Here is a 25,322-nt window from a genome sequence, read left to right on the forward strand (position 1 = left end):
CTGCTAGCCCGCCGCCAGCGAGCTCGCCAACGAGCGGCCGGCATCCAGCACATGGCGTTCGGCGATATCGCGGGCGCGCTCGGCATTGCCGTCGGCGAGGGCGGCGACCAGCGCCTGGTGGTCCTCCAGCGCGTGATGCTCGTGTTCGGGAAACACCGCCAGGAAGTTCGACGGCACCACCCGCACGGCCTGGCGGATCTGCGCCATCAGCCGCGGCGAGTGCGCGGCCCGGTGGATCTCGCGATGAAACCGCCAATTCGCATCGACGATGCGGCCCTGCCCGGACCGCGATTCCACGTCGGTAGCCAACTCGCGCAACCGATCGATGCCGTCGGGGGCGACCCGCTGCGCCGCCCACGCCGCGGCCTGACCGGTCAATACGCCGAGAATGGTGAAGCTGTCGAGCACGTCGTCGGGGCGGATGCCGATCACCGTGACGCCGCTGCGCGGCGCTACCCGCACCAGCCCCTCATAGGACAACTCCAGCAGCGCCTCACGCACCGGGGTGCGGCTGGTGGCGAACTCCTTGGTGATCGCGTCGAGGTCGAGTCGGGTGCCGGCGGGCAGCGTCCCGGTGAGGATGCGGTCGCGCAACTCCCGCGCCGCGCGCTCCCGCACGGTGCCGGAAATGTCGACGCCGCTGCTGGTCATAGCGCGACTGTAGCCGAACCAGGCATCTAACACTTGAAATCTGATATATCAGATGTTAGACATCAAGGCATGACCACTTCGCGACAGATGGCGCTCGTCGCCTTCATGCAGGCCGGCAACACCTCGGTGTACGCGGGATCATGGCGCCACCCCGCCACCGAACACCGCTACCTGGACGCCTCCTATTACGCCAAGATTGGCCGGCAACTCGAAGAGGGCTGCTTCGACCTGATGTTCTTCGACGACCGGTTGGCGATGCCGGGAATCTACGGCGGCTCGGTCGCCGACGCGGTGCGCTACGGCGCGCGGCCGGTGAAGCTGGACCTGTCCATCGTGCTCGGGGTGCTCGCCCAGGCGACATCACGCATCGGACTGGGCGCGACCTGCTCGACCACCTACTACCCGCCGTTTCATGTAGCTCGCAGCTTCGCCACCCTCGATCATTTGTCGGGCGGTCGCGCGGCGTGGAACGTGGTCACCTCGGTCAACGACAGCGAGGCCCAGAACTTCGGCGTCGACGCGCATCTGGGCCACGACGCGCGCTATGACCGCGCCGACGAGTTCCTCGACGCCGTGGTCGGCCTGTGGGACACCTGGGAGGACGACGCAGTGCTGCACGACCGGGCCGGCGGGCACTATGCCGACCCGGATAAAGTGCACGAACTCGGCCACGTCGGCGAGTACTTCTCGGTGCGCGGGCCGCTGACCGTGCCGCGCGGCCCGCAGGGGCGGCCGGTGATCATCCAGGCCGGCTCGTCGGGGCGGGGCCGTGAATTCGCTTCGCGCTGGGCAGATTTGATCTTCACCGGCGACCCGGGAATCGAGGTGGCCCGCAGCCACTACGCCGACCAGAAGGAGCGCATCGCCGCCACCGGCCGCGACCCGGAGTCGGTCAAGCTGTGCCCGATGGCCTACGCGGTGGTCGGCGAGTCCGAAGATCACGCCAAGCACCGCGAGCAAGTCTTCCTCAACGACCTGGTGCACCCGATGGCGTCGCTCACCCTGCTGTCCGAGCTGATGAACTACGACTTCTCCCGGCACGACCTCGATGACCCGATCACCGACGAGTTGATCGCATCGGTATCCGGTATCCGCGGGCTGGTGCAGAACCTGCGCGCCCACATCGGCGGCGACACCGTCACGTTGCGTGATCTGGCCGGCCACCGAGCCACCCTGCTGCAGGGGCCCCGCTTCGTCGGCACCGGCACACAGGTCGCCGACCAGATGGAGGAGTGGTTCCACACGGGTGCCTGCGACGGATTCGTCCTGGCCGCAACGCATTTGCCCGGCGCCTTCGAAGACGTGGTGCGGATGGTGGTTCCCGAGTTGCAGCGGCGGGGGCTATTCCGCACCGGCTACCACGGCGCGACCCTGCGCGACCACCTGGGTTTGCAGCGGCCGGCCTGCCTCAGCGCGTGATGCTCGACGGCATCCGGGTGCTCGACATCGCCACGCTCGCCGCCGCACCGTTGGTGGCCACCTACCTCGGTGAATTCGGCGCCGACGTCGTCAAGGTCGAACAACCCGGTGGCGGAGACCCGATCCGCGGCTGGGGACACCAGCGCGGCGGGGTCGGGTTGATGTGGAAGTCGGTGTCGCGCAACAAGCGTTCGATCACCTGCGACCTCCGGGTCGCCGAGGGCCAAGCGCTGTTGCGTCGCCTGGCCGGGCAGGCCGACGTCGTGATCGCCAACACCCGGCCTTCCACATTGGCGAAGTGGGGTTTGGACTACGACACGCTGCGCAAGGTCAACGACCGAATCATCATGCTGCACATCACCGGATATGGCCTGTCCGGCCCGAAAAGCGACCGACCCGGCTTCGGCACACTCGGCGAGGCGATGAGCGGCTTTGCCAACATCACCGGCCAGGCCGACGGACCGCCCACGCTGCCGCCGTTCATGCTCGCCGACGGGGTGGCGTCGCTGAACGCCGCCTACGCGGTGATGATTGCGCTGTATCACCGCGACGTGCACGGGGCGCCCGGCCAGTTGATCGATGTCAACCTGATCGATCCGCTGGCGCGGCTGTTGGAGCAGACGCTGCTGGGCTACGACCAACTCGGACTGGTGCCGAGCCGGGCGGGCAACCGCTGGGACATCTCGGCGCCGCGCAACACCTACCGCACCGTCGACGGCCGCTGGCTGGCGATGTCGGGCAGCTCGCCGGCACTGGCGCTGCGGGTGTTTCGGGCCATCGGGCGCGCTGACCTGGTCGACGACGCTGACTTCGCCGATCCGCAGCGGCGGTTGGCGCGGGCGCGAGAGGTCGACCAGGTGGTCTCCGATTGGGTGGGCGGCAAGACACTGGCCGAAGCCATGAAGATCCTGGACGCTGAAAACGTCGCGGCCGCACCGGTTTACGACATCACCGACCTGGTCGCCGACGAGCAGTTGACCCACCGCGAAGTGTTCGTCGAAGTCGACGACGATCAACTGGGCGCCATGACCGTGCAAGCACCGGTGCCACGGTTCTCCGCGGCGCCCGGTCGCGTCGAGCACCTCGGCCCCCGGCTCGGCGAACACAATGCCGAGGTCTACGGCGAATTGCTCGGCCTGACCACCCCCGAAATCGACGACCTGCACGCTCGCGGCGTGCTGTAACCAAGGAGATCCACCGATGTTGTTACGCCGCTCGGAGCTGGCCGTCCCCGCCAGCAACGACCACATGTTCGCCCACGCCGCCGCCTCCGACGCCGACCTGGTGTTCCTCGATCTCGAGGACGCCGTCGCGCCGGCGCACAAAGAGACAGCCCGCGCCAAAGCCGTTGCGGCACTGAGGGAACTCGACTGGGGACGCAGCGTTCGAGCGATTCGCATCAATGGCCTGGACACCCCGTGGTGCCACGAGGACATCATCGAGGTCGTCACCCAGGCGCGCGACCACCTCGACACGATCATCATCCCCAAAGCCCGCACCGCCCGAGACGTCTGGTGGGTCGACGTGCTGCTGACGCAGCTGGAAGCCAAGCTGGGGTTGCGGCGCCCGATCGCCCTCGAGGTGCTGATCGAGGAAGTTGAAGGCCTGGCCAACGCCGAGCAGATCGCGGCGGCCAGCCCCAGGCTGGACGCGTTGATCTTCGGGGTCGGCGACTTCTCGCTGTCCCAAGGAGCCAGGGTGGACACCAACTTCGTCCCCGTCGGTGACTACCCGGGCGATTTTTGGCACTACGCCCGCAACAAGGTGTTGGTCGCTGCCCGCATCGCGGGCATCGAAGCGATCGACGCGCCCTACCCCGACTACCGCGACCTCGACGGGTATGAGCGCGACGCGCGGCGAGCCGGGCTGCTCGGCTACACCGGCAAGTGGGCCATTCACCCCAGCCAGGTCCCGGTAGCCAACCAGGTGTATGGGCCGACGGCGGCGGAGATCGAGCTCGCCGAGCGCAACGTCGCCGCCTACCGCGACGGTGAGGAAAAGGGCCTGGGCGCGGTCGGAGTCAACGGAGTTCTCGTCGACGCCGCCCATGTCAAGATGGCGCAGGCGACGCTGGCGCGCGCCGCCCTGATCGACGGAAGAATCGGCTCTTAGACGAGCTCGGGCACCCGCAGGTGAGCCAGCGCCAGCTCGAACTCGCCGAGGTCGTACTGGTCGGTGCCCAGGTCGCGCAGCCGAGAGGTACGCAGTGAACGCGCGGCGTCCCCGTTGCGCTCCATCGCCTCGAGGCTGTCGAACGTCGACGACGACACCGCCCGCCAGGAGGCGCGGTCCAGCATCAGGCTGGCGCTGCAGAAACCCTCAAGTTCCTCGATCGCGGGCAGTACCGACTCCCGGTAGAACTCGATGGCCTTATCGAACTGGTCGGGCCGCACCTTGAGCCAGGTGGCCCGCACGCAGGCGCCCGGACCGGAGTGGTGGTCGCGGTGCAGCACGGCGATCTCCCAGTCGTCGACTGTCGGGCTGCCGCCGAACGCCTCGGCGGCCTGGTCACGAACCGGCCGTACTCGCTCGGCGCTGGCCTGCATCGCCTGTTGCGACTCCCAAGAACTGGTCGCGATGCAGCGACCGGCCTGGCGGTCGACCAACAACGAAACACCGACACATCCGTCGATCTGTTGGAGTGTGGGCATGACCACATCACGAACGTGCGTGACGCCCGCGTCGATGGACGACGGCTGCGCCTCGATGGTGGTAGAGCGCGCGTACACGATCACCCTCCCTTTCTGGTCGAATCCGCTCGGCGGCAGCGCCCTGGTAGCGCCACCGGTCCAGTAACCACCTTCCTCCAACGGGATAAGCGTCGCAATGGTTTTGCGGCGGGTCGGGGCTTGCGATTGGTAGGTAGCCGAGGTCGGCCCGTAGGCTGGTCAACGTGGACAGCGATGTGCTGGAGGTGGACACCAAGCGTCGCCGCATCGTGGACTTGACTGAGGCGGTGCGCTCGTTTTGCGCTGCCCGCGCAGACGGGCTGTGCAACGTGTTCGTTCCGCACGCGACGGCCGGGGTGGCGATCATCGAGACCGGCGCCGGTTCCGACGACGATCTCGTCGACACGCTGGAGCGGTTGCTGCCCCGCGACGACCGCTACCGGCACGCGCACGGCTCGCCGGGCCACGGCGCCGACCATGTGCTGCCGGCCCTGGTGGCGCCGTCGGTGACGGTGCCGGTAGCCGGTGGCGAACCGCTGCTGGGCACATGGCAGAGCGTGGTCCTCGTCGACCTCAACCGGGATAACCCCACGCGGTCGGTGCGGTTGAGTTTCGTCGGCGGGTAGCCATCCGGGCGGGGCCGGTCGGCACGATCGCCGATCGGTGCAGGCCGGTAAGGTAATGCGGTCGATTTAATTACTAGGACAGCGACGGACACGTGCAGACACACGAGATCAGGAAACGGTTCCTCGATCATTTCGTGAAAGCGGGCCACACCGAGGTGCCCAGTGCTTCGGTGATCCTCGACGACCCCAACTTGCTGTTCGTCAACGCCGGCATGGTCCAGTTCGTCCCGTTCTTTCTGGGGCAGCGCACTCCGCCGTACCCGACGGCCACCAGCATCCAGAAGTGCATCCGCACGCCGGATATCGACGAAGTGGGGATCACCACCCGGCACAACACCTTTTTTCAGATGGCCGGCAATTTCTCGTTCGGCGACTACTTCAAGCGTGGCGCCATCGAATTGGCCTGGAGCCTGCTGACGGGCAGCGTCGCCGACGGTGGGTATGGCCTGGACCCGGAAAGAATGTGGGCCACAGTCTATTTCGACGATGACGACGCCGCGCAATTGTGGCAGGAGGTCGCCGGCCTGCCGGCTGAGCGGATCCAGCGCCGCGGGATGGCCGACAACTACTGGTCGATGGGCATCCCCGGGCCGTGCGGCCCGTCCTCGGAGATCTACTACGACCGTGGACCGGAGTTCGGCGTCGAGGGCGGCCCAGCGGTCAACGAGGAACGCTACATCGAGATCTGGAATCTCGTGTTCATGGAAAACGAGCGTGGCGAGGGCACCACCAAGGAGGATTTCGAGATCCTCGGACCGTTGCCGCGCAAGAACATCGACACCGGCATGGGAGTCGAGCGGGTCGCGTTTCTGCTGCAGGGCGTGCACAACGTCTACGAAACCGACCTGCTGCGTCCGGTCATCGATGTCGTGGCCGCACGCGCACCTCGTCAATATGATGTCGGCAACGCTGACGACGATGTGCGCTACCGGATCATCGCCGACCACAGCCGCACCGCGGCGATCCTGATCGGCGACGGGGTCAGCCCCGGCAACGACGGCCGCGGCTACGTGCTGCGCCGACTGCTGCGCCGGGTGATTCGCTCGGCCAAACTGCTGGGCATCGAGGATCCCATCGTTGGCGACCTGATGGCCACCGTGCGCGACGCGATGGGCCCGTCGTATCCCGAACTCGTCGCCGACTTCGACCGGATCAACCGGATCGCGGTGGCCGAAGAAACCGCCTTCAACCGCACGCTGGCGTCGGGCTCCCGGCTGTTCGAGGAGGTGGCCGGCGCCACCAAAGCGTCGGGCGCCACAGTGCTGGCCGGACCGGATGCGTTCACGCTGCACGACACCTACGGATTTCCGATCGAGCTCACCCTCGAGATGGCCGCCGAAGCCGGGCTGCAGGTCGACGAAGCCGGCTTCCGGGAGTTGATGGCCGAGCAGCGCGGTCGCGCCAAAGCCGACGCCGCCGCGCGCAAACACGCACACGCCGACCTGAGCGCCTACCGCGAGTTGGTGGACGCCGGTCCGACCGAGTTCACCGGCTTCGACGAGTTGGCCTCGGAGGCACGGATTCTGGGTATCTTCGTCGACGGCAAACGGGTGCCGGTGATCGCGCATGGCCCAGAAGGGGCAGCAGGCGCCGTCGAACTGGTCCTGGACCGCACTCCGCTCTATGCCGAATCGGGTGGGCAGGTCGCCGACGCCGGGACGATCAGCGGTACGGGCGCCGGTGAGACCGCCCGGGCGGCGGTCACCGATGTGCAAAAGGTCGCCAAAACCCTGTGGGTGCACCGCGTCAATGTGGAGTCCGGCGAATTCGTCGAGGGCGACACCGTCGTCGCAGCGGTTGACGCCGGTTGGCGCAAGGGTGCCTCCCAGGGACATTCGGGCACCCACATGGTGCATGCCGCATTGCGACAAGTGTTGGGGCCCAATGCTGTTCAGGCTGGCTCGCTGAATCGGCCGGGCTACCTGCGGTTCGACTTCAATTGGCAGGGCGCGTTGACCGATGAGCAGCGCAGCCAAATCGAGGAAGTGACCAACCAGGCGGTGCAGGCCGATTTCGAAGTGCACACCTTCACCGAACAACTCGACAAGGCCAAGGCGATGGGCGCGCTGGCGCTGTTCGGCGAAAGCTACCCCGACGAGGTGCGGGTCGTGGAAATCGGCGGGCCATTCTCGCTGGAACTCTGCGGCGGCACGCACGTGCACAATTCGGCGCAGATCGGTCCGGTGACCATTCTGGGTGAATCCTCGGTGGGTTCCGGGGTGCGCCGGGTGGAGGCCTACATCGGATTGGAATCGTTCAAGCACCTGGCCAAGGAACGCGCGCTGATGGCGGGGCTGGCCTCGTCGCTCAAGGTGCCCTCGGAGGAGGTGCCCGCCCGAGTGGCCAACCTGGTCGAGCGCCTCAAAGCCGCCGAGAAAGAGCTCGAACGCGCCCGGCTGGCGAATGCGCGCGCCGCTGCGGTGAACGCCGCAGCGGGCGCACAGCGCATCGGTAACGTGCGTGTGGTGGCGCAGCGGATGTCGGCGGGAATGACGGCCGGTGATTTGCGTTCGCTGGTCGGCGACATCCGCGGAAAACTCGGCAACGATCCCGCCGTCGTCGCGTTGATCGCCGAGGGCGACAGCGGCACGGTGCCGTATGCGGTCGCCGCCAACCCTGCCGCCCAGGACCTCGGGATCCACGCCGACGACCTGGTCAAGCAGCTGGCCGGAGCGGTCGCGGGGCGCGGCGGAGGCAAGCCGGATCTCGCCCAGGGCTCGGGCAAGGACCCGGCGGGCATCGACGCTGCACTCGACGCGCTGCGGGCGCAGATTGCGCGGGTCAGCTGAGTGGATACCGCAGCGCACCGCCTACCGGATCGGCCCGGTCGGGACGATCCCGGACGGGGTCGGCGGCTGGGTGTCGATGCCGGCAGCGTGCGCATCGGTGTGGCGTGCAGTGACCCGGACGGGATCCTGGCCACCCCGGTGGAGACCGTGCGTCGCGACCGGTCCGGCGGCCATCTGCGCCGGCTCGGTGAGCTGGTCGCCGAACTCGACGCGGTCGAGGTGGTCGTCGGGTTGCCGCGCACCCTGGCCGACCGCACCGGCCCGTCGGCGCGTGACGCGATCGAGTTGGCCGATCTGCTGGCCCGCCGGATCGCGCCGGTCCCGGTGCGGCTGGCCGACGAGCGGCTGACGACGGTCGCCGCGCAGCGATCGCTGCGGGAGGCCGGTGTCCGGGCCAAGGGTCAGCGCGGAGTCATCGACCAGGCGGCGGCGGTGGCGATCCTGCAGGGGTGGCTCGACCAACGCCGCACCGCGCTGCCCGGGGAGTTCAACGGTGCGTGACGGACCCGGACACGGCCGGGCCCGACCTGTTGCGGTTGGGCCGGCTCGCCGCACAATGACGCGCGCCGAGCGGATCCGCGCCGAGCGGGGGCGCCGGCGTCGGCGCATCGTCGGAGGGTTCGCCGCGGTCCTGCTGATCGTCGTAGTCGTCGCGGCTGTCTTCGTCGGTTCCAAGTTGTGGCACACCTTCGGCTCGTCGACCGACTACCGCGGCAGCGGCAAACAGGATGTGGTCATCCAGGTCCAGGCGGGCGACTCGACCACCGCGATCGGCGAGACCCTGCACGATCGGGGCGTGATCCGCACGGTCCGGGCGTTCATCGACGCCGCGCACGGCAACTCCGCCATCTCGGCCATTCAGCCCGGCTTCTACCGGATGCGCACCGAGATTCCCGCATCGTCGGCCGTCGAACGACTCGTCGACCCCGACAGCCGGGTGGGCAGGCTGGTCATCCCCGAGGGCCGTCAACTCGACGACACCACCGACGTCAAGACCAACGCCGCGACGCCCGGTATTTTCACCCTGATCTCGCGGGCCACCTGTGTGGAACTCGACGGGAACCGGCGTTGCGCGTCGGTGACCGACCTGCGGACCGCGGCTGCCGACACCCCACCGTCGAAGCTGGGAGTGCCCGGTTGGGCCGTCGATCCGATGACACACATGGGCGCCGATCACCGCCGGATCGAGGGCTTGATCGCGCCCGGAACGTTCAACGTCAACCCGTCGGCCTCCCCGCAGACGATTCTGTCGACGCTGATCAGTACCAGCGCGGTGAACTATGTGAAGTCCGGACTGCTCGATACCGCCAACGCGATGAACCTGTCACCGCATGCGGTGCTGGTGGTGGCGTCGCTGGTGCAACGCGAGGCCACACCGGAGGACTTCCCGAAGGTGGCCCAAGTCATCTACAACCGGCTCGCCGAGCACCGCACGCTGGAATTCGACTCGACGGTGAACTATCCGCTGGATCGCCGGGAGGTCGCCACCACCGACGCCGACCGCGCGCAGCCCACACCGTGGAACACCTACATGTCCGAGGGGCTTCCCGCCACACCGATCTGTTCGCCCGGCACCGACGCACTGTCGGCCGCCGAACACCCCGAGCCCGGTGACTGGTTGTACTTCGTCACCATCGACGCCCAGGGCACCACCCTGTTCACCCGGGACTACCAGCAGCATCTGGCCAATATCGAGCTGGCCAAACACAACGGTGTCCTCGACTCCGCGCGGTAGACGGGCGGGCGTCCTCGGCTCGCCGATTGCGCATTCGCGCTCCCCGCAGTTGCACTTGGCGGCCTACCGCGCCCTGGGCCTGCCGGACTGGACCTACGACCGCATCGAATGCGGCGCTCAGGAGCTGCCCGGCGTAGTCCGTGGTTTCGGGCCGGAGTGGGTGGGTGTCTCGGTGACGATGCCGGGCAAATTCGCCGCGCTGGCGTTCGCCGACGAGCGGACCCCGCGCGCCGAGTTGGTCGGTTCGGCCAACACGCTGCTGCGCACTCCCCACGGCTGGCGGGCCGACAACACCGACGTCGACGGCGTCGTCGGCGCGCTCGGCACCGCGTCGGGACACGCGGTGGTATCCGGCTCCGGCGGCACCGCACCGGCGGTGGTGGTCGCGCTGGCCGACCTCGGTGCCAGCGGCGTCACCGTCGCCGCGCGCAATCCCGACAAGGCCGCCCGGTTGGTACAGCTGGGCAACCGGATCGGCGTGGCGACCCGGTTCTGCGAGCTGGACAGCGCTGAACTGGCCGATGAGGTGGCCGCCGCAGGGGTGCTGGTCAACACGCTGCCGGCGGATGTGGCCGAGCGTTATGCGGGCGTTTTGGGCCGGGCGCCGGTGTTGTTGGACGCCGTCTACGACCCGTGGCCGACGCCGCTGGCCGCCGCGGTCAGCGCGGCCGGCGGGAGGGTGATCAACGGCCTGCAGATGCTGTTGCACCAGGCGTTCACGCAGGTCGAACAATTCACAGGGCAACCCGCGCCCCGAGCGGCGATGACCGCGGCGTTGGGTTAGCCTCCCGCCGTGACGGCGGCGGTGTTGCTGTGGATGGGCGCACTGACCGGCTACGACATCGCAGCGCGGCGGCTACCCAACTGGTTGACGCTGCCCGGGGCTGTGGTGATCCTGCTGGCCGCCGTCATCGCCGACCGCGGTGTGCCGGCGTTGGCCGGCGGCTCGGCGCTGGCCGCGGTGTATCTGCTGGTGCATCTGGCGTCGCCGTCGGCGATGGGCGGGGGAGATGTGAAGTTGGCGCTCGCCCTGGGCGCGCTGACCGGCCGCTTCGGCGTCGAGGTGTGGTTGCTGGCCGCGTTGGGTGCGCCGCTGTTGACCGCGGCGACGGGCGTGGCCGCTTTGCTTCGAGGCGTCCGAACCGTGCCGCACGGCCCGGCGATGTGTTTGGCGAGCCTGGCGGCGGTGGGCCTGGCGATATTTTGACCTCGCCAGCGTCACGCCGGCTTTTGGGTGGTGAGAACCCGGCGTGGGAGGATGGGACACGTGTTGCGTTGGACCACTGCTGGCGAATCCCACGGCCGTGCGCTGGTGGCCGTGGTCGAGGGCATGGTCGCCGGAGTCACCGTCACCTCCGAGGACATCGCCGACCAACTGGCCCGTCGCCGTCTCGGCTACGGCCGCGGCGCGCGGATGAAGTTCGAACGCGACCAGGTCACCGTATTGGCCGGGGTCCGGCACGGCAGCACATTGGGCGGGCCGATCGCCATCGAGATCGCCAATACCGAATGGCCCAAGTGGGAAGAAGTGATGGCTGCCGACCCGGTCGACGCGGCGGCGCTCGAGGTTGCCCGCAATGCGCCGTTGACCCGGCCGCGGCCCGGCCACGCCGACTACGCCGGCATGCTCAAGTACGGCTTCGACGACGCCCGCCCGGTGCTGGAGCGTGCCAGCGCCCGCGAGACCGCCGCCCGCGTCGCCGCCGGCACCATCGCCCGGCAATTCTTGCGCCAGGCCCTCGGTGTCGAAGTGCTCTCCCACGTGGTGTCCATCGGCGCGTCGAAGCCCTACGACGGCCCGCCGCCGCAGCCCGAAGACCTCGCCGCGATCGACGCCAGCCCGGTGCGGGCCTACGACAAGGCGGCGGAGGAAGCCATGATCACCGAGATCGAAGCCGCCAAAAAGGACGGCGACACCCTCGGCGGCGTGGTGGAGGCCGTCGCGGTGGGCCTGCCGGTCGGTCTTGGATCGTTCACCAGCGGCGACAACCGACTCGACAGTCAACTCGCGGCCGCGGTCATGGGCATCCAGGCGATCAAGGGCGTGGGCATCGGTGACGGGTTTGAAACCGCCCGGCGCCGCGGCAGCCGCGCCCACGACGAGATGTATCCCGGGGCCGACGGCATCGTCCGCTCGACCAACCGGGCCGGCGGGCTGGAAGGCGGTATGACCAACGGGCAGCCGCTGCGGGTGCGCGCGGCGATGAAGCCGATTTCCACCGTGCCGCGGGCACTGGCCACCGTCGACATGGCCACCGGTGGCGAGGCCGTCGCCATTCACCAGCGCTCCGATGTGTGCGCGGTGCCGGCCGCCGGTGTGGTGGTCGAGACCATGGTGGCGCTGGTGTTGGCCCGTGCGGTGCTGGATAAGTTCGGCGGCGATTCACTGACCGAAACCCGCCGCAACGTCGACGCCTACCTGCGCTCGGTCGCCGAGCGGCAACCCGCCGCCGAAGCTCGGGTGTCGGGGTAATGGCGCCCCGGGCCGTACTGGTGGGTTTGCCCGGATCGGGCAAGTCCACGATCGGACGACGGCTGGCCAGAGCCCTCGGGGTCGAGCTGCTCGACACCGACGCCGCGATCGAGCAGCAGACCGGGCGCAGCATCGCCGATATCTTCGCCGCCGACGGCGAGCAGGAATTCCGTCGGATCGAGGAGCAGGTCATCCGTCAGGCGCTGGCCGATCACGACGGGGTGCTGTCGCTCGGCGGCGGTGCCGTCACCACCCCGGGCGTCCGAGACGCACTGGCCGGCCACACGGTGGTGTTCCTGGAGATCACCGCGGCCGAAGGGGTGCGCCGCACCGGCGGCAACACCGTGCGCCCGTTGCTGGCCGCGAAAGACGAGGCCGAGAAGTGCTCGAAATTCAAAGCGCTGATGTCCCAGCGGATTCCGCTGTACCGGCGCGTCGCCACCATCCGGGTGAACACCAATCGCCGTAATCCCGGAGCTGTCGTCAACTACATCGTGTCGCGGCTCGACGACCCGGGCACCGCGGGTCGCGGTCGCCGTCGCGCGCCATGGCGGCGCACGTCGCCATCCGCGCTGGAAGGCAGCCCCGACACCGCGCCCCAAAAGCCGGCGACGCCACCGACTCCGGCCACCCCCGCCGCGCTGGCCGCCCGTCGCGCCGGAGCACGCAAATGAGCGACATCGCCACGCCGGTCACCGTGCAGGTGGCCGTCGACCCGCCCTACCCGGTGGTGATCGGCACCGGGCTGCTCACCGAACTCGACGAACTGCTCTCTGGTCGACACCGGGTGGCGATTTTGCATCAGCCGGTGCTGGCCGAGACCGCCGAGGTAATCCGAAAGCGCTTGGCCGACAAGGGCGCCGACGCACACCGTATCGAAATCCCGGATGCCGAAGCAGGCAAAGATCTGCCGGTGGTGGGTTTCATCTGGGAGGTGTTGGGCCGCATCGGAGTCGGGCGCAAGGACGCGGTGGTCAGCCTCGGCGGCGGAGCCGCCACCGACGTGGCCGGCTTCGCGGCGGCGACCTGGCTACGGGGCGTCGACATTGTGCACATACCCACCACTTTGCTCGGGATGGTCGACGCGGCCGTCGGCGGCAAGACCGGGATCAACACCGATGCCGGTAAAAACCTGGTGGGCGCCTTTCACCAGCCGGCCGCCGTGCTCGTCGACCTGGCCACTTTGGAGACGTTGCCGCACAACGAAATCGTGGCCGGCATGGCCGAAGTCGTGAAAGCCGGTTTCATCGCCGACCCGGTGATCCTGGATCTCATCGAAGCTGATCCGCGGGCCGCGCTGGACCCGACCGGCGACGTGTTGCCAGAGCTGATCCGCCGCGCGGTCACGGTCAAGGCCGAGGTCGTAGCCGCCGACGAGAAGGAATCGCAGCTGCGCGAAATCCTCAACTACGGGCACACTTTGGGCCACGCCATCGAGCGGCGGGAACACTACCAGTGGCGCCACGGCGCCGCGGTGTCGGTGGGCCTCGTGTTCGCCGCCGAATTGGGCCGGCTGGCCGGGCGGCTCGACGACGCCACCGCCGACCGGCACCGCACAATCCTGACCTCCCTGGGATTGCCGGTCAGCTATGACGCCGACGCGTTGCCCCAGTTAATGGAATACATGGCCGGTGACAAGAAAACCCGCTCCGGCGTGCTGCGGTTCGTGGTCCTCGACGGGCTGGCCAAGCCCGGCCGCTTGGAGGGCCCGGACCCGGCACTGCTGGTGGCCGCCTATGCGGAGGTCGCAGCCCAGTGACGACGGTGAACGTGATCAACGGACCGAATCTGGGCCGGCTGGGCCGCCGGGAACCTGACGTGTACGGCGACACCACCCACGACGATCTGGCCGCAATGATCGAACGCGAGGCCGCCGAGCTGGGACTGAAAGTGGTTGTGCGGCAAAGCGATAACGAAGCGCAGCTGCTGGACTGGATTCATTCCGCGGCCGATGCCGCAGAGCCGGTGATCCTCAACGCCGGCGGTCTGACGCACACGTCGGTGGCATTGCGTGACGCGTGCACCGAGCTACGCGCGCCGTTGATCGAGGTGCATATCTCCAATGTGTACGCCCGCGAGGAGTTTCGGCGTCATTCGTATCTGAGTCCGATCGCCACCGGGGTGATCGTCGGTCTCGGCGTGCAGGGTTATCTGCTGGCGCTGCGCTACTTGGCCGGCGTTTAGCGCTGATCCTTCTCGGTTTTGGGGGCCGGCTCGGTCTGCTCCGCCTCCGCCGCCGCGGCGGTCTCCTGGTCGTAATCGGCCAGCTTGATTTCTTCGGTCGGTGACTCGCTGTAGGCCGGCTGCGGAGTGTGCTCGTCGCGCTCGGCGGTGGCGACGGCACCGGCTTGCTCCTCGCGCATTGCGCCGCCCTCGGCGGCAGCCGTCGCGTCGTCGGGCCGGACAGCGGCGAACACGTCGGTGTCGACCCGGTCCTCTTCAGCTCCGGGACGGGGGGCGTAATCGCCTTTGCGGTCGGTGCGCCAACGACCGACTGTCGCCCCGGCGATGCCGCCCAAAAACACCAGCAGCGCGGTGAAGGCGGCGAACGTGGTGATCTCGTTGATCAGCCCGCCGACATAGAGGCCCTTGTAGACCAGTCCGATCAGCCAGGCGACCACGCCGCTGAGTACCCCGGCGATCAAGCCGGCCAGCAGCCACGTCATCGCCAGGTCGTCACGACGGTCCGGGTCGGGGTTTGCCCTGGCATCGGCGCGGCCGTCGATCAGGCCCCAGACGACGACGCCGGCGAGGAAGATCAGCAGCAGCACAATGCTGATCATGGCGGCCGCAGTCTGAAAGGCATTGATCAATGCCCCCTGGAACAAGCGGACGACGACCATCGCGGCGGCAAAGACCAGACCGCGCAGCATCCAGTTAGTCATGAGGGCACAGCGTAGACGAGTACCGTCGTCGGGCGTGACACATTCTCAGCGTCGAGACAATCTCAGCTTCCGAATTGACGGCAACGGGCTGGACGCGATGCTGATCACCGACCTGATCAATGTGCGATACCTTTCCGGATTTACCGGCTCGAATGCCGCGCTGCTGGTCTTCGGCGACCGCCGGACTTCGGTGCTGGCCACCGACGCCCGCTACCGCACCCAGGCCGCTCAGCAGGCACCCGACGTGGAGGTGGCCATCGAGCGGGCCTGCGGTCGTTACCTGACCGGACGCGCTGTCGCCGCCGGCGTGCAGCGGTTGGGTTTCGAGAGCCACGTCGTCACCGTGGACGGGTTCGACGCATTGTCCCGCGAGGCCATGGGCACCGAGCTGGTCCGCGCGTCGGGGACGGTCGAAGCGCTGCGCGAGGTCAAAGACGCCGGCGAGGTAGCCCTGCTGCGGCTCGCCTGCGAGGCGGCCGATGCCGCGCTGGCCGAATTGGTGCAGCGCGGCGGTCTGCGGCCGGGCCGAACCGAACGCCAGGTGGGCCGCGAGTTGGAGGCCCTGATGCTCGACCACGGCGCCGACGGCGCTTCGTTCGAGACGATCGTGGCCGCCGGAGCCAATTCGGCGATCCCACATCACCGGCCCACCGACGCGGTGCTGGCCACCGGTGACTTCGTCAAGATCGACTTCGGCGCGTTGGTCGGCGGTTATCACTCCGACATGACCCGTACCTTCGTGCTGGGTGCGGCCGCCGATTGGCAGCACGACATGTATCAACTGGTCGCTGCCGCCCAACAAGCCGGCCGCGAGGCGCTGCGGGCCGGAGCGAGCCTGGCCGATGTCGACGGCGCGGCGCGCCGGGTTATCGACGACGCCGGGCACGGTGACCATTTCGGCCACGGCCTCGGCCACGGGGTGGGGCTTCAGATCCACGAAGCGCCGGGGATCAGTGCCGGCGCCGCCGGTACACTACTGGCGGGCTCCGTGGTGACGGTGGAGCCCGGTGTCTATGTGCCCGACCGCGGCGGTGTCCGCATCGAAGACACCCTCGTTGTGTCGGACGCGGTGCAAGCGCCTGGGCAGACCCCTGAATTGCTGACCCGGTTCCCCAAGGAACTGGCCATTCTCTAGGAGACTCGTGGCATCGACTGCCGACTTCAAGAACGGACTCGTGCTGGTGATCGACGGCCAGCTGTGGCAGATCGTCGAATTCCAGCACGTCAAACCCGGCAAGGGGCCGGCGTTCGTGCGCACCAAGCTGAAGAACGTCGTCTCCGGCAAGGTGGTCGACAAGACCTACAACGCCGGAGTGAAGGTGGAGACGGCCACCGTCGACCGCCGCGACACCACCTACCTGTACCGCGACGGCTCGGACTTCGTGTTCATGGACAGCCAGGATTACGAGCAGCACCCGCTGCCCGAGTCGCTGGTCGGCGACGCCGCGAATTTCCTGCTGGAGGGCATGCCGGTACAGGTCGCCTTCCACAATGGGTCGGCGCTGTACCTCGAGCTGCCGGTGACCGTCGAGCTGCAGGTCACCCACACCGACCCGGGCCTGCAGGGCGACCGCTCCAGCGCGGGCACCAAGCCGGCAACGATGGAGACCGGTGCGCAGATCAACGTGCCGCTGTTCATCAACACCGGCGACAAGCTCAAAGTCGACTCTCGCGACGGCAGCTACCTCGGCCGTGCTTGACGTGGCTGATGCCAAGCCGGCGAGGCCTATCAAGGGACGTCATCAGGCCCGCAAACGCGCCGTCGACCTGTTGTTCGAGGCCGAGGCCCGCCGTTTGACACCGGTTGAGGTCGCCGACGCCCGGGCCGCGCTGGCAGCGGCGAAACCCGACGTCGCGCCGCTGCATGCGTACACCGAGACGGTGGCTCGCGGGGTCGCCGAGCACACCGCCCATATCGACGAGCTGATCGCGTCGCACCTGCAGGGCTGGACCCTGGAACGACTGCCGGCGGTGGACCGGGCCATCCTGCGGGTGGCGGTGTGGGAGTTGCTGCACGCCGACGACGTGCCGGAGCCGGTCGCAGTCGACGAGGCCGTGCAGTTGGCCAAGGAGCTGTCTACCGACGACTCGCCCGGGTTCGTCAACGGAGTGCTCGGACAGGTGATGCTGGTGACACCCCAGATCCGCGCTGCCTCGCAAGCCCTCCGGGGAGGCAACCACCAGTTGTGACCCGGCTGGAGTTGCGGGTGGTCATCGCCGGCGTGCTGGCAGCGACGGTGGTGCTGGGCGCCGTCGTGTGCGCGGCCTACGGGCAGGCGGCGATCGCGGCGACGCTGGCGATTTACGCGCTGGGTGTCGGGGCGTGGCTGTATCACTCGATCGAGCGTTACGTGGTGGCCCGGCGCATCAATACGGTTCGCTCAGTGGCCAAGCCGCTCTCGCCGCTGCTTCCGGTGATGGCCGCCATCATGGGGCTGACGCAGGCCGTGGTGCGCTCGCTGTCCGATGTCACCGAGGTGCCGGCGCGGGGATGGCGGCGGATGGCCATCAGCCGTGGTTCTCAGGACGACGAACTGGAGAGCTGACGACGGCCCACGTCGACGAAACCGCCTCATCGTGATCACCGGCGAGACACACTGGCCAGATGGATCGTAACGGCGAGCGCCCTAGACGGCTTCGGGTTTCCGCGCTGGCGGCGGTAGCCAATCCGTCGTACTCGCGAATTGATACCTGGAACCTGCTCGACGACGCCTGCCATCAGCTCGCGGTGGTCAACCGTGCCGGCTTGGACACCACCCACGAGGCGGCCCGGGTCAAGCGGCTGCTTAATCGCCTCGGTGCCTACGAGCGGTATTGGCTGTACCCCGGCGCGGAGAACCTTGCCACCTTCCGCCGGTATCTCGACAACCTCGCCACCGTCAGCCTCTCCGACGGGGTGTCGCTTGCGGTGCGGCTGCTCTCCGAATACGGCGACCGCGCAGCGTTGTTCGACACTTCGGCGTCGCTGGCCGATCAGGAGTTGGTGGCCCGGGCCAAAGAACAGCAGTTCTACACCGTGCTACTTGGCGACGATGCCCCGGAGACGGCCCCGGAGAGCCTGGCCGAATGCCTGCGCGCGCTGCGCGATCCATCCGACGACGTGCAGTTCGAGCTGTTGGTGGTGACCAGCGTCGAGGACGCCATCACCGCGGTCGCGTTGAACGGCGAGATTCAGGCCGCGATCATCCGCCATGACTTGCCACTGCGTTCCCGCGACCGGGTGCCGTTGATGACCACATTGTTGGGCGCCAACGACGACGTGGTCGCCACCGACCGCACCCACGACTGGGTGGAGTGCGGCGAGTGGATTCGCGAGCTGCGGCCGCACATCGATCTCTACCTGCTCACCGACGAGTCGATCGCCGCGGACACCGAGGACGAACCGGACATCTACGACCGCACGTTCTACCGGCTCAACGATGTCACCGACCTGCACAGCACCGTGCTTGCCGGCATCCGGAATCGCTTCGCCACACCGTTTTTCGACGCGCTGCGCGCCTACGCGGCGCGGCCGGCCGGCCAGTTTCACGCTCTTCCGGTCGCCCGTGGCGCCAGCATCTTCAATTCAAAGTCGCTGCAGGACATGGGGGAGTTCTACGGCCGCAACATCTTCATGGCCGAGACGTCATCGACCTCGGGCGGACTGGATTCGCTGCTGGACCCACACGGCACCATCAGGGCGGCCATGGACAAAGCCGCGCTGACCTGGAATGCCAACAACAGCTACTTCGTCACCAATGGCACGTCGACCGCCAACAAGATCGTCGTGCAGGCCCTGACCCGGCCCGGCGACATCGTGCTGATCGACCGCAACTGCCATAAGTCACACCATTACGGCCTGGTGCTCGCCGGCGCCTACCCGTTGTACCTGGATGCCTACGAGCTGAAGCCGTTCGCCATCTATGGAGCGGTGTCGCTGGACACCATCAAAAAGGCGCTGCTCGATCTCGAGGCGGCCGGACAGCTGGACCGGGTACGGATGCTGCTGCTGACCAACTGCACTTTCGACGGCGTCGTCTACAACCCGCGCCGGGTGATGGAGGAAGTGCTGGCCATCAAACCGGACATCTGCTTTTTGTGGGACGAGGCGTGGTACGCGTTTGCCACCGCGGTGCCCTGGGCGCGGCAGCGCACGGCGATGATTGCCGCCGAGCAACTGGAATCGATGCTGTCGTCTGCCGCCTACGCCGAGCAGTACCGGGAATGGCAGGCGTCGATGCAGGGGGTCGACCGCGAACAGTGGCGTACCCGGCGGTTGCTGCCCGACCCCGACCGAGCGCGGGTCCGAGTGTATGCGACGCATTCGACCCACAAGTCGCTGTCGGCGCTTCGGCAGGCGTCGATGATCCACATCCGCGACCAGGATTTCAAGGCGCTGAGTCGTGACGCGTTCGGTGAGGCGTTTTTGACCCACACCTCGACCTCACCCAATCAGCAGCTGCTGGCCTCGTTGGATTTGGCGCGCCGCCAGGTCGACATCGAGGGCTTCCAGATGGTGCGCTATGTCTACGACATGGCGCTGGTGTTTCGCCACCGGGTGCGCAAAGACCGGTTGATCGGCAAGTGGTTTCGCATCCTCGACGAGTCCGACCTGGTGCCCGACGAGTTCCGGGCGTCGACGGTCAGTTCCTACCGTCAGGTCCGGCAAGGCGCGCTGGCCGAGTGGAACGAGGCCTGGCGCTCCGATCAGTTCGTACTCGATCCGACCCGGGTGACGTTGTTCATCGGCAAGACCGGAATGAACGGCTACGACTTCCGCGAGAAGATCCTGATGGACCGGTTCGGCATTCAGATCAACAAGACCTCGATCAACAGCGTGCTGCTGATCTTCACGATCGGTGTCACCTGGTCGAGCGTTCACTACCTGCTCGACGCGCTGCGTCGGGTGGCCACCGACTTCGAGCGAAGCCAATGCGCGGCCAGCAAGGACGATCGCGCGCTGCAACAGCGCCGGGTCGAGGAGATCACCGAGGACCTGCCGCCGCTGCCCGACTTCAGCGAATTTGACAACGCATTCCGCCCCGACAAGGTCTGCCTGTTCGGCGACATGCGGTCGGCGTTCTACGCCGGATACGAGGATTCCGACCGTGAACACGTTCAGCTCGGCGCGGCCGGGCGCCGGCTTTCCGACGGAAAACCGTTAGTGTCCACGACGTTCGTGGTGCCCTATCCGCCCGGTTTCCCGGTGCTGGTGCCGGGTCAGATGATCTCGAAGGAAATCCTGTATTTCCTTGCCGAGCTCGACGTCAAGGAAATCCACGGCTACAACCCGGAGTTGGGGCTGTCGGTGTTCACCGAGGACGCGTTGCAGCGGATGACCGCAGCTCGTCGCGCCGTGGCTGAGGCAAGCGGCAACGGCAACGCCGCGCACGTGGCTGTGGCGTCGACCCGCGCCATCCTCGGGTAACCCCACTTTGGCGCGAGCGTGCGTGTCCCCGGCCGACACGCCGTGCCGATAACCGGATCTGCGCACGTTCGCCCCAACCGGTCGACAACGAAAATATAGTGGCCGCCCCGCGGCCTGATCATCGACGGCTCGCCGGCCCCGGCTGGATGACGACGTCGCGACGAATGGTTTCACCCTGCGCGGGCCAAGACGGCGCATTACGGGGTACGGCGGTCTTGTTGGAAAACGACAACAGCGCACGGCGGGCTTGTCGCGTTGGGGCAAGCGCTGCGGTGCCGGCCTAGCCGACAATGGGTGTTGGTAACCGTCGATACCTAAGGATAGGACCCAAAATGACTGCGACCGAACGAGTTTGCATGACACGGCAGGACTATGTCCGCTTGCAGAACGAATTGGCGGCGCTGCGCTCGCAGCCCGGCATTGAAGTCCCCGACGACTTGATGGATTACGACGGGAATCTCGGCAGGCGCGACACGGCACTGATAAAGCGCATTCACAAGATTCACGACCTGCTCACCAACGCCGTCGTTGATGAGAAGGCTTCTGGCGACGGCACCGCCGAGCCAGGAATGCTGCTCACTATCCGCTACGATGCCACCGGCGAAACCGAAATGTTTTCGCTCGGCAGGCGTGCTCGCGCCGCGGAAGACGCGCACGTCAAGGCCTATTCGATGGCATCGCCGTTAGGTCGTGCGATCGCCGGCGCGCGCCCCGGCGAACAGCGCAGCTACGCGATCCCCGATGGCGCACACCTGCCCATAACGTTGCTCGAGGTTGTGCCCAACGGCACGCGTTCCTGGAAAAGCTCGCAGTCTCAATCTGTTTCATCGGCCGCAGCGATCGTGGCGGAGCGTTAGCAGCTGCCGCGAAGTAAACAATCAGGAGGCCCAGTGTCTATCGCTAACAAGCCTTTTGGCGTGAAGTGCCGCACACGCCAGCTTGCCCGAGGTGGTTGGGCGGGAACCGTTCGGCCGCGAATGTTGCTGAGTACACATTTCCAACCGGATATCACCGCTGTCGAGGTACGTGGCGTCCTCGACGCTTGTGGTGCCGAGCTGCTGAGCGATTATGTCAATGATCTGGCCAACCGAGGACGATCTTTCATCGTTGACCTCTCCGGAGTGGATTTCGTTGGCGGCCAAGGCTTCCAAGCCTTGATTGGATTCGCCCAACACTGCCAGCGGATAGGCGTGCAATGGGCTCTGGTTGCCAACGAGGCGGTCAGCCGGCTCCTGCGCGCAATGGACAGCACCGACCGATTGCCCGTCGCAGCCGACCCGAAGGACGCCCGGCGGTTGCTGGCGCTTTATCACCAGACATGGGCGCCAACGGTGTCGCGTCGCCCAGCGGCGGTCAGATGAGGGAGAGCGGGCGGGACTACCGCAATGCGCGGCACATGTCTTGAAGGACCGGCGAAGGGAACGAGGTGGCGAACTATGAGCGCGATCGAGCGGCTCGATGAGGACGATCTGCGGGAAATCTCCCAGCGAACCGACAAGCTTGGGGTGTTGTCCGTCTACGTAAGCGCAGATCCCAGCCAAGACCCGAACCTGCAAGGCGTCGCAATCGACCTGAGAAACCGTTTTCGGGAGTTGCAGCGTCGGGTTGCCGAGGATGCCGGTTCTGATCAGCACCGCGACGTGGCTGCCGCGCTCGAGCGACTCTGGCCACAAATCGAGAGTCTGGCAAGCCCGGCAGCATCGGGACGAGGCCGCATCGCCTTCGCCGCGTTGGATAGCGACTGGATTCTGCGATTTGAGAGCGCGATGCCAGTGGCCAATCGGGTGGTATTCGACGGTGGACCGTTCATCCATCCGCTGCTGGAGTTGCTCGATGAGGGTCGGGCGGCTGGCGTCGTCCTGGTGTCAGCGGAGGAGGCCCGGCTGCTCGAGTGGCGAGTCGGGTCGCTTCGGATGCTGAGTGAGATGGCGCAGCCGTACGCTGAGGCGCCGCACGAGCGTGCCGGCCAAGTCGGCGGCGGCCCGGAAGGGCAGTTTCACTCGCCGGTGCGCGAACAGCGGCAAGCTCGCGACCGCGACCGGATCGAGCGATTCTTAGACCAGGTCACCAAGGCGGCTGCGGCGCTGGCCGATGATCGCGGCTGGGAGCGGATATTGATCAGTGGCGGGGAACGATGGACCGAACCGACCGTCGCGAGGTTCCCCCACACGCTTCGCGGCAAGGTATTCCACGACGCTCGGGTCCTCAACGGACTGGATGATGTTGCGCTCGCAACGGCCGTCACGGAATGGGTTCATGAGCAGCAGGGCGAACGGGAAAGGCAGCTCTTGGAGCATGTCCGCGATGCCGCCGGGACGGGTACCGCCGCCCTCGGGTTATCCGAGGCAGCTGCAGCGTTGAACGACGGGAGAGTCGCACACTTGGTGTACGACCCGCAGGTCCGCTACACCGGGATGGTGGGTGCCGACCGGACGTTGTACGCCGGAAACGAGGTCGGCCCCGACGGACAACCGGGAACGCGCGAGCCACGATTGACCGAAAGGCTGGTCGAGCGAGCACTCAATACTGGGGCCCGAATTAGTCCCGTCGAGGGTGCGGCCGAAGGGGTGTTGAGAGACACCGCGGGTGTGGCTGCGCTGCTGCGCTGGTAAAGGCTAGCTCGGCTCTCCTTCGACAAGTGGCGCTGTGGCGAAGCGACAAAAGCAGACATTCGCGTTGTCGCACCACGCCAAGGCAGTCATCGAAAATCCGTACCACCATGGAGCGTGACTAGCAGGGTTCGAGCGCAGGCGTCGGTGATGGTCAGCGCCAAACGCATCGACCGCGAAGGGAGCGACGCGCGATGCGTGCACCGAAACGAGCGTTGCGCGAAGAACATCGAACAACAAGGTCCGAAGGGCAGTACATGTCAGCAACCACAGAAGGCGTTGGTGCGGTAGCACCGCGCCGGCCGGCAATCGGGGCCATAAGATTGCGGCTGAAGCCCGCACACCGGTCGTGTGGCTTCGTGCAGGGAGCCTGGTGGCCACGATCGATGAGGCTTGCCGCCGAGCTTCCCGGGCTGCTCGGCGCACTCTCGTCACGGTTCGGGCCGATTAACCGGGTGCGATATCACCAAACTGATTGGTCACCAACACCGCCGAGCGTCGACCACCAAGGCGGCGACGTGATTCTCGACGCCAGCCAAGACGCGCCAAACGTCATAACAGTTTTCGGGAAGCGGGTTGGGAAATTGGCCCTCCTGCTGGTCCCGCCATACACCGATGCCAGCGATGCGTACACGGCGATGACAACCGCGGCCAGCGCCGGGAATGTTTGCGCACCCGACCGGCTACTCGGGATCAGCGAGCGCCAGGCCAAGGATCGCCACCAAGCCTTAATAGCACTGAACCGCTGGGAATCTGAAGGAGGAGCTCAGCGGGACCTGCGCGCACGATCGCGGCCACACATCGTCGGTCCGGGCCAAAAACCCTGCGCTCAGGCCACAGCGGCCGCCGGCATGAGATGAGAAGCGAAGGGGCGACTATGAATTCGACGGTAAGGCTGGGGCGGATAGCCGGTGTGGCCGTCGGTGTGCACTGGAGCGTATTGGCCATCGTGGTGCTGCTGATCGGCGGTCTGTCGGTGCGTTTTTCGCGGCTCGCCGCAGGGTTCCCGTCAGGCGCATACCCGCTGGCGGCGGTGGTGGCCGCTGTGCTGTTCGTGGTGTCGCTGCTGGCCCACGAACTGGCTCATGCGATCGTGGCGCAACGCAACGGCGTGGAAGTGGAGGGCATCACGCTGTGGCTGCTCGGCGGGGTCGCCCGGCTGCGCGGCGAGGCCTCCACGCCCGGCGCTGATTTCCGCATTTCTGCGATCGGTCCCCTCACTAGTCTGCTGATGGCAGCGGTATTCGGCGCAGTGGCCTGGCTGGGCAATCTGGCCGACATGAACGCCCTGATGGTGGCGGTACCCGGCTATTTGGCCGTGATCAATGTGGTGCTCGCCGTCTTCAATACGATCCCGGCGGCGCCATTGGATGGCGGGCGGATCCTGCGCGCCGCGGTATGGGCATGGCGAGGTGATCGGCTCACCGCGACGGTGGTAGCCGCAAGGGCGGGCAGAATTTTCGGCTTCACTCTGATCGCGTTGGGCATACTGCAAACTATCGGTGGTGGCCTCGGGAGCGGTCTGTGGTGGATCCTGCTCGGCTTGTTCGTCGTCACCATGGCCAGCGCTGAGGAGCACCATGCCCGGACGAGCGCGGCGCTGGCGGGAGTCCGGGTTCGCGACGTCATGACCGAGCACCCCGAAACGGCGGACGGCAACTCCAGCATCGCCGAGTTTCTGCGCGACATCGCGCTGTTGCGCCGGCACTCCGCATTCCCGTTGCTCGACCACGCCGCGCGGCTGCAAGGCCTTGTCACCCTCAACCGGATCCGCGCCGTTCCGGCCGCGCGGCGGGCGACCACGCTGCTGCGCGAGGTGGCCTGCCCGCCGGATGAGATTCCGCGAGCCCGGCCGGACGAACTGTTATCGGCCTTGCTCTCCAGGCTCAAAGGATGCGCAGATGGCAGGGCGCTCGTATTCCGCGACGACGACCTGGTTGGCATCGTCTCGCCCAGCGACATCAGCCGTGCGGCCGCGCTACACGGCCTGGGTGTACGGACCGGAACCAGCGGCGCCGACATCGCCGAAACGACCTCTGGGGTGAACTAGCCGTCAGGC

Annotated in this window: 25 protein-coding genes and 1 pseudogene; 23 read left to right on the plus strand and 3 right to left on the minus strand. The window is 67.2% G+C overall.

From position 1 onward, the window contains the following. Positions 1-3: 3 nt before the first annotated feature. Complete coding sequence (locus AC5Y42_RS08935; protein WP_499897418.1) at positions 4-651, minus strand: GntR family transcriptional regulator; 648 nt, start codon at positions 649-651, stop codon at positions 4-6. A 69-nt stretch (positions 652-720) separates the two neighbouring features. Here AC5Y42_RS08935 and AC5Y42_RS08940 point away from each other — a divergent pair, with 69 nt between their 5' ends. Genes AC5Y42_RS08940 through AC5Y42_RS08950 form a run of 3 tightly spaced genes read left to right on the plus strand, consistent with a single transcriptional unit; the run spans position 721 to position 4,182 of the window. Next, positions 721-2,070, plus strand: coding sequence for an LLM class flavin-dependent oxidoreductase (locus AC5Y42_RS08940; RefSeq protein WP_499897420.1), 1,350 nt, complete (start codon positions 721-723; stop codon positions 2,068-2,070). Continuing rightward, positions 2,070-3,254, plus strand: a complete 1,185-nt coding sequence (locus AC5Y42_RS08945) for a CaiB/BaiF CoA transferase family protein (protein WP_499897590.1) — start codon at positions 2,070-2,072, stop codon at positions 3,252-3,254. Before AC5Y42_RS08940 ends, AC5Y42_RS08945 begins: the two co-directional genes overlap by 1 nt. A 16-nt stretch (positions 3,255-3,270) precedes the next feature. Beyond that, entirely contained in the window at positions 3,271-4,182 is a 912-nt protein-coding gene (locus AC5Y42_RS08950) for an HpcH/HpaI aldolase/citrate lyase family protein (protein WP_499897421.1), read from the plus strand. Here the strand turns inward: AC5Y42_RS08950 and AC5Y42_RS08955 are convergent. Then, positions 4,179-4,799, minus strand: coding sequence for an antibiotic biosynthesis monooxygenase (locus AC5Y42_RS08955; protein WP_499897592.1), 621 nt, complete (start codon positions 4,797-4,799; stop codon positions 4,179-4,181). The two genes, AC5Y42_RS08950 and AC5Y42_RS08955, sit on opposite strands and share 4 nt — an antisense overlap. Before the next feature lie 176 nt (positions 4,800-4,975). Here AC5Y42_RS08955 and AC5Y42_RS08960 point away from each other — a divergent pair, with 176 nt between their 5' ends. The 10 genes and pseudogenes from AC5Y42_RS08960 to aroQ all read left to right on the plus strand — a co-directional run bounded on the left by AC5Y42_RS08960 (position 4,976) and on the right by aroQ (position 14,546). Then, entirely contained in the window at positions 4,976-5,365 is a 390-nt protein-coding gene (locus tag AC5Y42_RS08960; RefSeq protein WP_499897595.1) for a secondary thiamine-phosphate synthase enzyme YjbQ, read from the plus strand. A gap of 92 nt (positions 5,366-5,457) precedes the next feature. After that, positions 5,458-8,154, plus strand: a complete 2,697-nt coding sequence (gene alaS / locus AC5Y42_RS08965; protein ID WP_499897423.1) for an alanine--tRNA ligase — start codon at positions 5,458-5,460, stop codon at positions 8,152-8,154. Continuing rightward, positions 8,155-8,655 carry a Holliday junction resolvase RuvX gene (gene ruvX, locus AC5Y42_RS08970; protein WP_499897425.1) on the plus strand — a complete coding sequence of 167 codons (501 nt, stop codon included), beginning with the start codon at positions 8,155-8,157 and terminating at the stop codon, positions 8,653-8,655. A gap of 55 nt (positions 8,656-8,710) precedes the next feature. Next, entirely contained in the window at positions 8,711-9,889 is a 1,179-nt protein-coding gene (locus tag AC5Y42_RS08975; protein WP_499897426.1) for an endolytic transglycosylase MltG, read from the plus strand. Then, the gene (locus tag AC5Y42_RS08980; protein WP_499897427.1) at positions 9,867-10,673 is read left to right on the plus strand and encodes a shikimate dehydrogenase; all 807 of its coding nucleotides are present in this window, start codon (positions 9,867-9,869) and stop codon (positions 10,671-10,673) included. Before AC5Y42_RS08975 ends, AC5Y42_RS08980 begins: the two co-directional genes overlap by 23 nt. Positions 10,674-10,706: 33 nt before the next feature. Then, the gene (locus tag AC5Y42_RS08985; RefSeq protein ID WP_499897597.1) at positions 10,707-11,096 is read left to right on the plus strand and encodes a prepilin peptidase; all 390 of its coding nucleotides are present in this window, start codon (positions 10,707-10,709) and stop codon (positions 11,094-11,096) included. Between the two features lie 60 nt (positions 11,097-11,156). Beyond that, a complete protein-coding gene (aroC, locus tag AC5Y42_RS08990) occupies positions 11,157-12,362 on the plus strand; it encodes a chorismate synthase (protein ID WP_499897429.1) in 1,206 nt (401 codons plus the stop codon). Continuing rightward, positions 12,362-12,877, plus strand: a pseudogene (locus AC5Y42_RS08995) (shikimate kinase); the annotation flags it as partial. The gene aroC and the pseudogene AC5Y42_RS08995, both read left to right, overlap by 1 nt. A 155-nt stretch (positions 12,878-13,032) precedes the next feature. Then, positions 13,033-14,121: a 3-dehydroquinate synthase gene (gene aroB, locus AC5Y42_RS09000; protein WP_499897430.1), complete on the plus strand. Its 1,089-nt coding sequence runs from the start codon at positions 13,033-13,035 to the stop codon at positions 14,119-14,121. Next, positions 14,118-14,546 (plus strand): type II 3-dehydroquinate dehydratase, encoded by a 429-nt coding sequence (gene aroQ / locus AC5Y42_RS09005; protein WP_499897432.1) that lies wholly within the window; start codon positions 14,118-14,120, stop codon positions 14,544-14,546. Before aroB ends, aroQ begins: the two co-directional genes overlap by 4 nt. Here aroQ and AC5Y42_RS09010 read toward each other — a convergent pair. After that, the gene (locus AC5Y42_RS09010) at positions 14,543-15,247 is read right to left on the minus strand and encodes a B-4DMT family transporter (protein ID WP_499897434.1); all 705 of its coding nucleotides are present in this window, start codon (positions 15,245-15,247) and stop codon (positions 14,543-14,545) included. The two genes, aroQ and AC5Y42_RS09010, sit on opposite strands and share 4 nt — an antisense overlap. 34 nt (positions 15,248-15,281) lie before the next feature. On the opposite strand from AC5Y42_RS09010, the gene AC5Y42_RS09015 reads away from it, so the two are divergent. The 10 genes from AC5Y42_RS09015 to AC5Y42_RS09060 all read left to right on the plus strand — a co-directional run bounded on the left by AC5Y42_RS09015 (position 15,282) and on the right by AC5Y42_RS09060 (position 25,313). Continuing rightward, positions 15,282-16,382, plus strand: a complete 1,101-nt coding sequence (locus tag AC5Y42_RS09015; RefSeq protein WP_499897436.1) for a M24 family metallopeptidase — start codon at positions 15,282-15,284, stop codon at positions 16,380-16,382. Positions 16,383-16,389: 7 nt separating this feature from the next. Next, positions 16,390-16,947, plus strand: coding sequence for an elongation factor P (gene efp, locus AC5Y42_RS09020; RefSeq protein WP_499897438.1), 558 nt, complete (start codon positions 16,390-16,392; stop codon positions 16,945-16,947). 1 nt (position 16,948) lies between these two features. After that, positions 16,949-17,437: a transcription antitermination factor NusB gene (gene nusB, locus AC5Y42_RS09025; RefSeq protein WP_499897439.1), complete on the plus strand. Its 489-nt coding sequence runs from the start codon at positions 16,949-16,951 to the stop codon at positions 17,435-17,437. Continuing rightward, positions 17,434-17,793: an antitermination protein NusB gene (locus tag AC5Y42_RS09030; RefSeq protein ID WP_499897441.1), complete on the plus strand. Its 360-nt coding sequence runs from the start codon at positions 17,434-17,436 to the stop codon at positions 17,791-17,793. Before nusB ends, AC5Y42_RS09030 begins: the two co-directional genes overlap by 4 nt. Positions 17,794-17,852: 59 nt before the next feature. Beyond that, on the plus strand, positions 17,853-20,654 hold the full coding sequence (locus tag AC5Y42_RS09035) for an aminotransferase class I/II-fold pyridoxal phosphate-dependent enzyme (RefSeq protein WP_499897442.1): 2,802 nt from the start codon (positions 17,853-17,855) through the stop codon (positions 20,652-20,654). Positions 20,655-21,010: 356 nt separating this feature from the next. After that, positions 21,011-21,511, plus strand: a complete 501-nt coding sequence (locus AC5Y42_RS09040) for a GreA/GreB family elongation factor (protein ID WP_499897444.1) — start codon at positions 21,011-21,013, stop codon at positions 21,509-21,511. A gap of 33 nt (positions 21,512-21,544) precedes the next feature. Further along, the gene (locus AC5Y42_RS09045; RefSeq protein ID WP_499897445.1) at positions 21,545-22,015 is read left to right on the plus strand and encodes an STAS domain-containing protein; all 471 of its coding nucleotides are present in this window, start codon (positions 21,545-21,547) and stop codon (positions 22,013-22,015) included. 75 nt (positions 22,016-22,090) lie between these two features. Next, positions 22,091-23,266: an MSMEG_1130 family ribosome hibernation factor gene (locus tag AC5Y42_RS09050; protein ID WP_499897451.1), complete on the plus strand. Its 1,176-nt coding sequence runs from the start codon at positions 22,091-22,093 to the stop codon at positions 23,264-23,266. 254 nt (positions 23,267-23,520) lie between these two features. Next, complete coding sequence (locus AC5Y42_RS09055) at positions 23,521-24,123, plus strand: DUF5994 family protein (protein ID WP_499897456.1); 603 nt, start codon at positions 23,521-23,523, stop codon at positions 24,121-24,123. Between the two features lie 17 nt (positions 24,124-24,140). Continuing rightward, positions 24,141-25,313, plus strand: coding sequence for a site-2 protease family protein (locus tag AC5Y42_RS09060; protein ID WP_499897457.1), 1,173 nt, complete (start codon positions 24,141-24,143; stop codon positions 25,311-25,313). Positions 25,314-25,322: the final 9 nt, after the last annotated feature.

This window comes from Mycobacterium sp. NGS48, from assembly GCF_059812585.1.